Annotated in this window: 13 protein-coding genes; 4 read left to right on the forward strand and 9 right to left on the reverse strand. The window is 55.6% G+C overall.

What is annotated here, in order from left to right; all coding sequences use genetic code 11:
- Window positions 1-75 precede the first annotated feature (75 nt).
- Window positions 76-1995 (forward strand): 1-deoxy-D-xylulose-5-phosphate synthase, encoded by a 1920-nt coding sequence (dxs, locus tag M9H61_RS01320; protein ID WP_068518193.1) that lies wholly within the window; start codon window positions 76-78, stop codon window positions 1993-1995.
- 92 nt (window positions 1996-2087) lie between these two features.
- On the opposite strand, the gene M9H61_RS01325 is transcribed toward dxs, so the two are convergent.
- The 7 genes from M9H61_RS01325 to dctP form a co-directional block, all read right to left on the reverse strand.
- Window positions 2088-2870, reverse strand: a complete 783-nt coding sequence (locus M9H61_RS01325; protein WP_250282930.1) for a glucose 1-dehydrogenase — start codon at window positions 2868-2870, stop codon at window positions 2088-2090.
- 123 nt (window positions 2871-2993) lie between these two features.
- Complete coding sequence (locus M9H61_RS01330) at window positions 2994-3695, reverse strand: YkgJ family cysteine cluster protein (RefSeq protein ID WP_250282932.1); 702 nt, start codon at window positions 3693-3695, stop codon at window positions 2994-2996.
- Between the two features lie 272 nt (window positions 3696-3967).
- On the reverse strand, window positions 3968-5494 hold the full coding sequence (locus tag M9H61_RS01335) for a malonyl-CoA synthase (RefSeq protein ID WP_250282934.1): 1527 nt from the start codon (window positions 5492-5494) through the stop codon (window positions 3968-3970).
- Window positions 5495-5506: 12 nt separating this feature from the next.
- Window positions 5507-6823 (reverse strand): malonyl-CoA decarboxylase, encoded by a 1317-nt coding sequence (locus M9H61_RS01340; protein WP_250282936.1) that lies wholly within the window; start codon window positions 6821-6823, stop codon window positions 5507-5509.
- The gene (locus M9H61_RS01345; RefSeq protein ID WP_068518190.1) at window positions 6823-8139 is read right to left on the reverse strand and encodes a TRAP transporter large permease; all 1317 of its coding nucleotides are present in this window, start codon (window positions 8137-8139) and stop codon (window positions 6823-6825) included. The genes M9H61_RS01340 and M9H61_RS01345 overlap by 1 nt, the downstream gene beginning before the upstream one ends.
- 12 nt (window positions 8140-8151) lie before the next feature.
- A complete protein-coding gene (locus M9H61_RS01350) occupies window positions 8152-8841 on the reverse strand; it encodes a TRAP transporter small permease (protein WP_250282938.1) in 690 nt (229 codons plus the stop codon).
- A gap of 103 nt (window positions 8842-8944) precedes the next feature.
- The gene (gene dctP, locus M9H61_RS01355; protein WP_228195850.1) at window positions 8945-9952 is read right to left on the reverse strand and encodes a TRAP transporter substrate-binding protein DctP; all 1008 of its coding nucleotides are present in this window, start codon (window positions 9950-9952) and stop codon (window positions 8945-8947) included.
- Between the two features lie 39 nt (window positions 9953-9991).
- Between dctP and M9H61_RS01360 the strand changes: the two genes are divergently transcribed.
- The 3 genes from M9H61_RS01360 to M9H61_RS01370 all read left to right on the forward strand — a co-directional run bounded on the left by M9H61_RS01360 (window position 9992) and on the right by M9H61_RS01370 (window position 11785).
- Window positions 9992-10216 (forward strand): hypothetical protein, encoded by a 225-nt coding sequence (locus M9H61_RS01360; RefSeq protein ID WP_147250602.1) that lies wholly within the window; start codon window positions 9992-9994, stop codon window positions 10214-10216.
- A 54-nt stretch (window positions 10217-10270) separates the two neighbouring features.
- Window positions 10271-10948 (forward strand): GntR family transcriptional regulator, encoded by a 678-nt coding sequence (locus M9H61_RS01365; RefSeq protein WP_068518189.1) that lies wholly within the window; start codon window positions 10271-10273, stop codon window positions 10946-10948.
- A gap of 96 nt (window positions 10949-11044) precedes the next feature.
- Window positions 11045-11785 (forward strand): TlyA family RNA methyltransferase, encoded by a 741-nt coding sequence (locus M9H61_RS01370; protein WP_250282940.1) that lies wholly within the window; start codon window positions 11045-11047, stop codon window positions 11783-11785.
- 33 nt (window positions 11786-11818) lie between these two features.
- Here M9H61_RS01370 and M9H61_RS01375 read toward each other — a convergent pair whose 3' ends face one another.
- Together M9H61_RS01375 and M9H61_RS01380 are read right to left on the reverse strand one after the other, a co-directional pair.
- Entirely contained in the window at window positions 11819-12247 is a 429-nt protein-coding gene (locus M9H61_RS01375) for a heme-binding protein (protein ID WP_008891292.1), read from the reverse strand.
- A 108-nt stretch (window positions 12248-12355) separates the two neighbouring features.
- Complete coding sequence (locus tag M9H61_RS01380) at window positions 12356-12586, reverse strand: hypothetical protein (protein WP_250282942.1); 231 nt, start codon at window positions 12584-12586, stop codon at window positions 12356-12358.
- Window positions 12587-12606 lie beyond the last annotated feature (20 nt).

A 12606-nucleotide genomic window follows, 5' to 3' on the forward strand; every position in this document is an offset into this window, starting at 1 on the left:
AGCTTGCAACATCGACCCGGAAACGTCACTCTGTTGTAATCTACGCCATATAAAAAATTGAAAATCGAGATCGGTATGAGCACGACCTCCAAGACACCGCTATTGGATACGATTAACACCCCAGACGAGCTGCGCAAATTGCAGCCTGCCCAGATGAAGCAGGTCGCAGATGAATTGCGCGCCGAGGTGATTGATGCGGTATCTGTCACAGGCGGGCATCTTGGTGCCGGTCTTGGTGTGGTCGAACTGACCGTTGCGATCCATTACCTGTTTGATACGCCTTATGACCGGGTGATCTGGGATGTCGGGCATCAGTGCTATCCTCATAAAATCCTGACCGGGCGTCGGGATCGTATTCGCACGCTCCGTCAGGGCGGCGGGCTTTCGGGGTTCACCAAACGGTCTGAATCCGAATATGACCCGTTCGGGGCCGGGCACAGTTCGACCTCGATCTCGGCCGGTCTGGGCATGGCGGTTGCCAATCAGCTTTCAAATGACAAGCGCAAGAACGTGATTGCGGTCATTGGCGACGGTTCGATGAGTGCGGGCATGGCCTATGAAGCCATGAACAATGCCGCGGCCACCGATCAGCGTTTGATTGTGATCCTGAATGATAACGACATGTCGATTGCCCCGCCGGTGGGCTCCATGTCGGGGTATCTGTCACGTCTGATTTCGGGCAAAGGGTATCAGGGCCTGCGCAATGCGGCCAAGGGGCTGACCAAACATCTGCCGCGCCAGATTGAAGAAGCGGCCCGCAAGCTTGAAGAATATACCCGTGGCATGGTCACGGGCGGCACCCTGTTTGAGGAAATGGGCTTTTTCTATGTGGGGCCGATTGATGGCCACAACATGGATCATCTGTTGCCGGTTCTGAAAAACGTCCGCGATGCCGATGTCGATGGACCGATCCTGATCCATGCGGTGACCCAAAAGGGCAAGGGCTATGGCCCGGCGGAAAATGCCGCTGACAAATATCACGGCGTTGCTAAGTTTGACGTTGTGACCGGCAAGCAGGCCAAGCCGACCCCGAATGCACCGAGTTACACCAAGGTGTATGGCGAAACGCTGGTCAAAATTGCCGAAAAGGACGAAAAGGTCACGGCGATTACGGCTGCCATGCCATCGGGCACGGGGGTAAACATCTTTGCCGATCGTTTCCCGGATCGTGCGTTTGACGTCGGTATTGCCGAACAGCATGCGGTGACCTTTGCCGCCGGTATGGCGTGCGAAGGCTACAAACCGTTTTGCACGCTTTATTCGACCTTCCTTCAGCGCGGTTATGACCAGGTTGTTCATGATGTGGCGATCCAGAACCTTCCGGTGCGTTTCGCGATGGACCGTGCCGGTCTGGTGGGCGCGGACGGGGCAACCCATGCCGGGGCCTATGATATTGCCTATCTTGGCTGCCTTCCGAACTTTGTCCTGATGGCAGCCGCCGATGAGGCGGAGTTGGTCCATATGACCACGACGGCCTGGGCGATTGATGACCGGCCCAGCGCATTCCGCTATCCGCGGGGTGAGGGCGTTGGTGTTGAAATGCCGACCGAAGGACAGGTTCTTGAAATCGGCAAGGGCCGTATCCTGCGCGAAGGAAGCAAGATCGCCATTCTGTCTTATGGCACCCGTTTGGCCGAGGCGCTTTTGGCCGCAGAAGACCTTGCCGCGCGTGGCCTTCCGGCGACGGTTGCCGATGCCCGTTTTGCCAAGCCGCTTGATCATCAGTTGATTGCCGATCTTGCGCGCAATCACGAAGTGCTGATCACCATCGAAGAAGGATCGATCAATGGCTTTGGCGCCATGGTTCTTCAGCATATGGCCGGGCAGGGATTGCTCGATAACGGGCTCAAGATCCGCACCATGGCATTGCCCGATGCACTGATTGACCACGACAAGCCGGAAATCCAGTATCAGAAAGCCGGTCTTGATGCGCAAAGCATCGTCAAGACGGCCCTTGGTGCCCTTGGCCTTAGCGAAAGCAAGGCGCGCGCCTGATCGAATTTGGCCGAAATACCAGCGCGCAGTATTAAAACAGAACGCCGTCCCCCGGGGCGGCGTTTTGCATTGTCAGTTGGTGTCAGTCGGTGTCAGTCGGCATAAATCATCTTGTGGGTCATCCCGCCGTCAATGCGGATGGTTTCCCCGGTCATGAAGCCGGATTTGGTGCTGTCCAGAAGGAAGCTTACCGCCTGTGCGATGTCTTCTGGTGTGCCGACACGCCCGACCGGATGTTGCGATTTGTCGATGTCACTGTGGGATGGTGTGGTGCGCTTGTCCGATTTCTGCCAGTTACCGACTTCGATCCAGCCCGGGGCAATTGCATTGACCCGCACATCACCGCCAAGACTGACCGCAAGCGCATGGGTAAGTGCAACAATGCCCCCCTTTGACGCGGCATAGGATTCTGTGTTGGCTTCTGATTGAAACGCGCGGGTCGAGGCGATGTTGACAATCGCCCCTTTGACCGGGCGCAGATGCTGAACCGCGTGTTTGGCCGCAAGGAAGGCACCGCCAAGATTGACATTGATCACCCGCTGCCAGCGATCCCATTCAAGGTCTTCGATGCTGCCCGAATGGGGATCGGCAATGCCGGCATTATTGACCAAACCATCAATCCGGCCAAACCGGTCAACGGTTTGCTGAATGGCAAGTTTGACGTCGGCTTCGTTGGCGACGTCACCGGCAATAAATAGCGCGCGATCCTGCCGGGCGGGGGAAAGGTCATCGAAGGCTTCCTGTCCGGCGTCGGCGTCCTGATCAAACAAGGTGACCCGCCAGCCCGCATCAAGAAGGTGTTTTGAAATGCCAAGACCCAAACCCTGTGCGGCGCCGGTTACAAAAGCAACCGGTTGATCAGACGCGTTGTTCATATTTGCCCCGTATCTGTTGGATGAATTCAGGTGGCCGGATGGGCCGGAACGCGGAAAATGGGCATATTTTTCGTCAATTGCAATGCCATGCCCGCCGGAATGATCGATTGATCACGGTCCAATTTACGTTGTGGCCGGGGACAGCTGATCAAGCAGGGCATGGACAAAGCCCTTCTGGCGCGGGTTCAGGTTGCGCCGAGCCGCGGCCTGTTGCAGGGCGTCGGTTGCTTCGATGTGCAAGCGGTAATGGCCCGGGTCCTGATCAATGGTGGTGGTGCGTTCTTCGGGGGTTCCGAACACCATCCTGTGGCATTTGCGCGCATCCGAGGATGTAAAGGCCCGACATGAAAGCGGGCGGATTTCATAAATCGTGCAGCGATTGTCATCCCCAAGAAGCGGGCAGCGCACCCGTACTTCGGCCGTTGTGGTTGATTGTTCAATGGTTGCGGCGGCGATTGCCAGCCGTTGCAAAAGATCAGCCTGTTGTTCGTGGGTGAATGTTTTGCGGATATGGTCGGCAATCAGGCTGGTGACCCCGGGCGGGACGCTGACAAACAGGTTGCAGCAGGCGCTGCATTGATCGCAGCAATCGCGATGTTGGGGATTGGGGAAGCTTGACTGGATGGCACGGGATGCGGTGTCAACCATCGACATTGCAACGCGCGCGGCATCCGTCATGGTTGGCTGCGCATCAAGGGCATCTTCAAGCACGCGACGAAATGTCTGGAACATCTCGTCATAGCGGCGCGATGCTTCAAATGTCAGCGCGCCGGTCTGGGCGATGCTGTCTGCTATTGTGTCTATGGCCTCATCAAGTTCTGCCATTGATCCCAGCGACTTCCTGATTGGCACATGAAAACGTGCCGGCGTTATGCTTGTTGTTTGTTTGTCTAATTTAGCATCTTTGCGTTCCAATTCCTAACAAGCTGATAACAAAAGGAAACGATCAACCATGGATAGCGCCCGGGCGGGGTAGGGCCAATTGCATTCAGGCAAAAAAAATTCCGGCCAGATCGGCTCTGACCGGAAGGAAGGTTGGGTCAAAGACCCTTTGGGTGCTGCCCGTCAGGACAGCGGGAGATACAGACTACATCGCATCATGCAGCTGGGGAGGTAAAGGTATCGGCATATTGCTTGCGCAGTTGGGCTTTCTGGATTTTGCCCATGGTGTTGCGCGGCAGTTCCTTGATCACCCAGATGCGCTTGGGAACCTTGAATTTTGCAAGCTTGTCCTGGGTGCGTTTGATGATTTCGTCGGTGTCGGCCTGACCGCCATTTGCCGCCACGATGACACCGGCAACGGCTTCGCCAAAGTCGGGATGGGGCAGGCCGAAGATCGCGACTTCTTCGACTTCGTCATATTCGGCGATGACTTCTTCGACTTCCTTCGGATAGACGTTGAAGCCGCCCGAAATGATCAGGTCCTTGTCACGACCAACAATGGTGACATAGCCGTCTTCGCCAATGGTGGCGAGGTCACCGGTGATAAAGAAGCCATCAGTGCGGAATTCGGATGCGGTTTTTTCCGGCATCTGCCAGTAGCCCTTGAACACATTCGGGCCGCGGACTTCAAGAACGCCGATTTCACCGGCCCCAAGGACATTGCCATCCTTGTCGCACACACGGGCTTCGATCCCCGGCAGCGTCGGGCCAACCGCACCCGGACGACGTTCGCCATCCAGCGGGTTGGACGTGTTCATGCAGGTTTCGGTCATGCCGTAACGTTCAAGGATTTTGTGCCCGGTACGTTCAAAGAACGCGTCATGGGTTTCGGCCAGAAGCGGTGCGGAACCCGACACAAACAACCGCATGTTAGCGGTAACATCCTTGTCAAACTGCGGATGTGACAGAAGGCGGGTATAGAAGGTCGGAACCCCCATCAGAACGGTTGATTGCGGCAAACGTTCGATCACATCATCCGCATCGAATTTCGGAAGCAGGATGACCTTGCCGCCATTCATCAGCATGATGTTGATGGCAACGAACAGACCATGGGTATGGAACAGCGGCAAAGCATGCAGCAGCGTATCACCGGGCTTGAAGCCCCATGCCGCATGCAGGGTTTTGGCATTTGATCCCAGATTGTTGTGCGTCAGCATCGCGCCCTTGGATCGGCCGGTCGTGCCCGAGGTATAAAGGATTGCTGCAACATCATCCTTGTCGGCACTGACAATATCGGTGATCGGGGTGGCTGTTGCGGCCTCGTCATTCAGGCTGCCGTCACCGTTGGCACCAAGCGACAGAACCGCGCCGACATTGTTTTGCGCGCCAAGGGTCTGGGCCGCATCGATATGTGCCGGGCGGCAGACAAAGACGCGCGGTGCGGCATCGCCAAGGAAATAGGCGATCTCGTCACCGGTATAGGCGGTATTGAGCGGCAGGTGAATGGCACCAAGTTGCAGACAAGCAAGATAAAGCGCGATCACGTCTGATGATTTGTCGACCTGTGCGGCAACGCGGTCACCCTTGACCACGCCATGGGATGCCAGCACGGCGGCATAACGACCGGTGCGGTCCAGCAGCCAGGCGAAACTGCGTTCGGTGCCATCGCGTTCGATCAGGAACGTACGCGATTTGTCTGCCGGGAAACGGTCGAGAAAGGTTTGAAAAAGATTATCGGACATGGTCATACCTACTTAAATGCCGGCAAGCTGTGCGACGGATTTCGATGTTGCGATTTTTCCGTCATTCATCAGCGCTTCGTGATTTTTCTCAATATCGTCAAGGTGGTAGGCATAATTGACCATCATGCCGCCCGCCTGGCGCAGGCCCTTGATTGATGTGTCGCCCAACCAGTTAAGCCGTTCGAGCTGTGCGCCATTGCCAAGATGGAACCGTGCGGTGGGATCGAGTGGCGATTTACCGCGTTTGCAGGTCGCAAGATAGGTCGCACACAGCGCAACAGTCGGTTTGCGCAGGGCTTCGACCTTTTCCGGATCGTCGATCCAGCCATCCTGACTAAGGCCTTCAAGAACCTGACCGGCAAGATCAGCATCGTCGGCCTTGCTTTTCTGGCGTGTCCGCAACCAGCCCATGAAGCCCGGAATGGGCGACAGGGTGGCAAACTGCTTGAGCTGCGGGAATTCACGTTTCAGTTCTTCGACAACCTGTTTGATCAGGAAGTTGCCAAATGAAATCCCCTTGAGCCCTGCCTGACAGTTGCTGATCGAATAGAAGATCGCGGTCTTGGCGGTTTCGGGCGCCTTTTCGTCGATTTCCGGCGCCAGAAGAGCCTGAACACTGTCGGCCAGCCCATGGACAAGGGCGACCTCGACAAAGATCAGCGGATCATCGGGGATCGCCGGATGGAAGAAAGCAAAGCATTTGCGATCGGTTGCCAGACGACGACGCAGATCATCCCAGCCCTGAATTTCATGTACCGCTTCGTAGCGGATCAATTTTTCAAGGATGGCGGCCGATGTATCCCAGTCAATATGACGCAGTTCAAGGAAACCGCGGTTAAACCAACTGGTCAGCAGATGTTGTATGTCGGCATTCAGCGGTTCCAGATCGCGGTTGGTTTTCAAAAGACCGATCAGGGTTTCACGCATATCGACAATGGCGCGGGTGCCCCCCGGTGCCATATTGATGCGGCGCAGAAGTTCTTGACGTGCGGGTTCCGATGCCTGGGTCAGGGCCGCCAGATTGGTTTCAGACGGGTCCTTGGCAAAGGCGTCGGCCGCTTTTGAAACTTTGGTGCGGTCTGCGCTGAAGTCGTTCTGCATCATCTGGAAAAAGCGCAGATGATCTTCTTCTGGCAGGTTTTCCCAAAGCCGGACCACTTCGCGGGCAACGGCGGTGCCACGTGCTTCGCCCTTTTGCGAAACAAGGTCTTTGCACATGGCACCGAGTTGCGTGAAGGAATCCTGCGGGGTGGAAATTGGCAGATCAAGCAGTTCACGCCCACGGTCGGCGATGCTTGAAATCCAGCTTCTGACAGAGATGCCTGACATTAGCGTCCTCCGATTATCGTTTCTGGAAGCCAGGTGGCGATTTCAGGGAAGAAGCAAAGAATGATAATGGCCACGATCATGCACATGACATAAGGAAAGGCGCCCTTAAGGATGCTTTGCAGGCGGATGTCGGGTGCAATGCCGTTGATGACATACAGGTTCAGTCCGACCGGCGGGGTGATCAGGCCGATTTCCATGTTGATCGTAAGAATGACGGCGAACCAGTACGGGTCAAAACCGGCATTGATGATCACAGGCAGCAGGATCGGGGCGCTCATCAGGATCACGGCAACCGGCGGCAGGAAGAAACCGCTGATCAGCAGGAACAGGTTGATGAAGCCCATCAGAACCCAACGGTTGACCTCAAGTGCTGAAATCCACTGTGCAATCGACTGGGTAATGAACAGGGATGACAGCATATAGCTGAACAGACCCGCCGCCCCGATGATCAGAAGGATCATGACCGATTCTTTAGTGGTGTCGCGGAAGACATTCCAAAGCTGGCCGGGTTTCCACATCTTGTAAATGATCATCGCGGTGATCAGGCAGAACAATGCCCCGACACCAGCCGTCTCGGACGGGGTCGCAACACCGCCATACAACGCAAACAGAACCGCACCGATGATCACAAGGAAGGGCAGAACACGCGGAAGGATTTCAAACTTTTCCTTCCAGCTGTATTTGACGACGCCAAGTGCAGCCTGGGCATTGCCCTGACGCCAGGTCGAATAAAGCGACCATGCCATGAACAGGGCGGTGACCAGAAGACCCGGCAAAAGACCGGCAAGGAAAAGACGACCAATCGAGGTTTCGGTCGAAATGCCATACACGATCATGGTGACACTTGGCGGGATCAGAATGCCAAGCGTACCACCCGCAGCAATCGATCCGGCGGCAACCGTGTCAGGAAAACCGCGTTCGCGCATTGCCGGAATACCCATTTTGCCGATCGCAGCACAGGTTGCCGGGGAAGACCCCGACAGTGCAGAGAAAATCGCACATGCCCCCAGGTTGGAAATAACCAAACCCCCCGGCACACGCGTCAACCAGCGATCAAGAACGGAATAAAGGTCACCCCCGGCGCGTGAGGACGCAACAACCGCCCCCATCAGGATGAACATCGGGATGGCAAGAACTTCAAAGCTTTCAAGTTTGCCAAACAGGATTTCCGGCAAAAGCGGCAGCGAACCGGTGCCATCAAAAATGATGATGAAGCCGACACTGACCAGAAGCAGGCCGATACCAACCGGAATACCGGAGAAAAGAACAACTGTGGTTGCGATGCCAACGATGGCCGCAAGAAGCAACGGATCCATGATGCGGCCTCCTTAAAGGGCGTCGTCACGCAGGTCGAATGGCGTCGACCGGCGGGTGATAAGGGTCAGGAAGTCGGCCAGGAACTGCAGGAACAGAAGACCGAAACCGATTGGCAATGCCGAATAGGGTTTCCACAGCGGAACCGCCCAGATGGTTTCAGACAGCCAGCCGCCATCATAGGCTTCAAGCACGAGCTCAAGACCATAGAAGCCAAACAGTGCACTGATCGCCATGCCGCACAAAAGGGTCAGGACGGCAAGCGTCATGCGCGCGCCGCTTTTAAGATAGAGCGGCAGCAAATCCACATTCACATGCCCGCGCAGCAACTGCACATAAGGCAGGCCGATCAGGGTTGCGCCAATCATCAGGAAAATGACCGCCTCGGTCTGCCAGACAGTGGAGTCATTAAGCGCATAACGAATGAACACCAGCTGGCAAATGATCAGCATGGCAACCCCGAACATGGTTGCCGACGCGATGCCGCAGATCCGTGATGCGGAGTGAATCACCGCAACAAAGGCATCAAGCGGCCCCTTGGGCGGCATCGGGTGGCGGGCTGCCTTTGCGTGGTGGTCGTCGATCGGCTCGACATCAGGCGGGGGCGGCATATCGGACTTAACGGAATGCGACGCACTTTGGGTCTGCGCGAAATCATCGGGCAGATCAATCGGAAGTGGGTGCGGGGACATGGCGTTGGACACGCGCGTACTCCTCTGACGGAACCGTATTGTTCTGTTTATTTGTATTCTTTGGGAAATGGGGTGGTGCCGAACTTGTCGGCACCACCAGCACATCAGGTATGGATCACTTTACAGCAAGTGCCATATCCAGAAGTTCCTGACCATTCGGGGTCTCTTCGACGAACTTCTTGTAAGAAGTTTCCATGGCCAGTTTCTGCCATGCTGCGAAATCTTCATCGCTGAGTTCGGCGATTTCAACACCGGCATCCTTGAAGACCTGGATGCTGTCCGAATCCTGCTTGCGGCCTTCGGTGGTGTAGTATTCTTCTGCTTTCTTCGCAGCAGCAGCCAGGGCTGCTTTCTGCGCGTCATTCAGCTTGTCATAGCTTTTCTTCGACATCAGAACCGGCTGATACATGAACCACAGCGCATTGCCGGCAGCCGGGGTGTAGCATTTGACCTGTTCGTAGATACGATAGGAAACGAAGCTCGACGAGCTGGTGTTGGTTGCGTCAAGAACGCCGGTCTGCATGGCCGGATAGATTTCCGAGCTCGGCATTGCAGCGATCGAGGCACCGGCACCTTCAAGCATCTGCTCGAACGATTTACCGGCAGCGCGGATCTGAAGGCCTTTTACGTCTTCAGGCTTGTGAATGCAGCCTTTGGTCGATGCAAAGCCGCCAGCAAGCCAGCCCTTGGCAACGGTGACAACACCGTCCTCGTTCAGGAGCTCTTCGATTTTAGCCATGAACGGGGATTCGTTGATGCGGTTTGCATGGTCATGGTTTTTGACCAGTGCCGGCATCAGGGTAAGGTTGGTTGCCGGAACACGACCACCGGCATACGCCAGCGGGTAAACAATCATGTCAAGCTGCCCGCGGGTCATCGGGGTCCACTGTTCCTTCGCCTTGAACAGGGAGCCGGACGGGAAGATCTGGATTTCCAGATCGACGTTGGCCGCTTTGACTTCGTCGGCAACAATCTGTGCAACCTTGTGACGGATGTCGCTGGTCGACCACTGGTGCGACAGTTTCAGGGTTTCCGCATCAGCAGATGTGGACATGCCAAAAGCGGCAACAGACATGGTGATGGCGGCGACAGACGCCGAAAGGGTCTTTTTAAAAATCTTCATCTTTTCCTCCCGGATGAAGCATGCGTTTTTGGATGCATTGTGACGGCTTTTGCGCGTCTTTTTATTGATGCGGTTTTCGCATTGGAGGAAAGCGTTACAGATTTCTGGCATCCTGTCTATGCAATTTTGTATACCAGAGATGCGTTTTGCAGTGCCACAAACCCGCCTGTGAGTGTTTGCTTGAAAATCGCGGAAATTTCCCATTCAACTTTTGCAATGCAATATGAAAACCCTGCGCAGCAGCACAGAAAAGGCTTTGATTAGTACCATTTTATGTGTTCTGGTATACCAGTGGCCGATTGTAGAAAAGGGCGTTTTATGGCGCAAAACGGTAAGCTTGCCACCGATCTGGTGCAGAAACTTGAACGCGATATTGTGACCGGTGTTCTTAAACCCGGTGACAAGCTTGACGAACGTTCCCTGAGCGAACGGTTCGGTGTTTCACGCACCCCGGTTCGCGAAGCGCTCCAGACTTTGGCCGGATCCGGGCTTGTTGCCACCATGCCCCGTCGCGGAACCATTGTTGCCTCGATCACGGTTGCCGAACTGATTGAAATGTTCGAAGTCATGGCAGAACTCGAAGCCATGTGTGCCCGCCTTGCCGCGCGTCGGATGCCACGTGTCGATATCGATAACCTGATCGCACTGGCCGATGAATGCAGCGCGCTTCAGGAACATGCCGATGCTGATGCCTATTACGAGGCCAATGTGCGTTTCCACGAAGCGATCTATGCCGGGTGCCGCAACAGTTTCCTGGAACGCCAGACCAAGAATGTCCGCAACCGGCTGGCGCCATATCGCCGTTTGCAGCTTCATCGCCCGGGGCGTGTTAAAAAATCCAACAACGAACATGCCGATATCCTGAGCGCCATTTCAAATGGCGAGGCCGATATTGCCGGCAAACTGATGCAACAGCATGTTGCGGTTCAGGGCGAGGCCCTGAACGATCTTCTGGCGATCGTCCCGCGCGGATATCTTGAGCCGCTGGCGAGCTGACGTCTTATTCACGACTTTCAAAAACTGCTGGTCCGGCGGGCAAACTTGCCTGTGATTGGGCGTGACCTTTTTGTCCGGTTGCGCTAAAACGCAGCCATGGCAAAGAAACGTTTAGATCAGTTGCTTGTGGAACGCGGATTGGTGGAAAGCCGGTCCAAGGCGCAGGCATTTATCATGGCAGGCAATGTCTTTAGTGGCGAGCAGCGGCTTGATAAGCCAGGCATGCAGTGCAAGGAAGACATGGCGATCACGCTGCGCGGGCAACCTCATCCGTGGGTTTCACGCGGCGGGCTCAAGCTTGAAAAAGGCTTGGCCGAATTCGGGATTGATGTGACCGGTTTTATCGGCATTGATGTCGGGGCATCAACCGGTGGCTTTACCGATGTCTTGCTGCAAAACGGTGCGGCAAAGGTTTACGCCGTCGATGTCGGGCAGGGGCAGCTTGACTGGAAGCTGCGCAATGACGATCGCGTCGTGGTCATGGAAAAGACCAATGCCCGTCATCTTACCGATGAACAAATTCCCGATCTTGTTGATATCGTGGTGTGCGATGCCAGCTTCATCGGGTTGCGGACCGTGCTTCCGGCAAGTATGGAACGCCTGAAACCCGGCGGGCATCTGATTGCGCTGATCAAACCGCAATTTGAAGTCGGCAAGGAACGCGTCGGCAAAAAAGGTGTCGTCCGCGAACCCGAACTTCATCAGGAAGTCTGTGACACCATTTCCGACTGGCTGGCAAACTTGCCGGGCTGGAAAGTGCTGGGCATCACCAAAAGCCCGATCACCGGGCCGGAAGGCAATGTCGAGTTTTTGATTTGCGGGCGGAAATCGGCCTGAAGTCAGGCCAATTTCCAACCTGTAACCGTATCGTTATTTGCCGATTTTCTTCATGAAGAAATCAATGCCGGCCTGTGCGCAATCCTGATCCTGGGGCGGGGTGCCGGAACTGACGCCGATGCCGCCAACGCATTCACCATCAACAAAGACCGGAAGACCACCGGCGACAATCGACAGGCGACCGCCGATTTCACTGTCAATGCCATAGGCCGGTTTGCCCGGCTGTGCGGCGGCGGCATATTCATGCGTGCCCTTGCGTGCACCCGATGCGGTGAATGATTTGTCCTGGGCGATGGTGGTGCTGGTGACCTTGCCGCCATCCATGCGCTCAAAAGCAATAAGGACGCCGGATTCATCGGTGATGGCAATGCACATCGGAACGCCGATTTCATTGGCGCGGTTGCGTGCACCTTCAATCAGGATATAGGCGTCTTCGATTGACAGGCGTTTGATGGTCAGCATGGAACGTCTCCGGGGATTTGAAATAAGCTGGCGCATCTTATGTGGTGGCGCAAAAGCCGATCAATCACATAAAACGTCTTTTCACATGGTGGAAGATTGCCCGGCTAATCAGGCCGGAACCGTTTTGATGGCAATGTCATCAGGCACCAAGGCGGCAATCGCACCAAGGCCCAATTCGCGTAGCACCGGATCGGCACGGTCGCGCCCCATCAGGCTGATATCAACTGATGGCGGGGGCGGTAATGCCGTGTCGGGCAGGTGATGAAGCCCGGTATGTGGCGCCATACGGCGCGGCATGGCGCAAATGGCGTGGCCGACGGTGATGACCTTAGCAATCATGGTGTTGGCATCACGCTGTG

Source organism: Thalassospira sp. GO-4, from assembly GCF_023588965.1.
Taxonomy (GTDB): domain Bacteria; phylum Pseudomonadota; class Alphaproteobacteria; order Rhodospirillales; family Thalassospiraceae; genus Thalassospira; species Thalassospira povalilytica.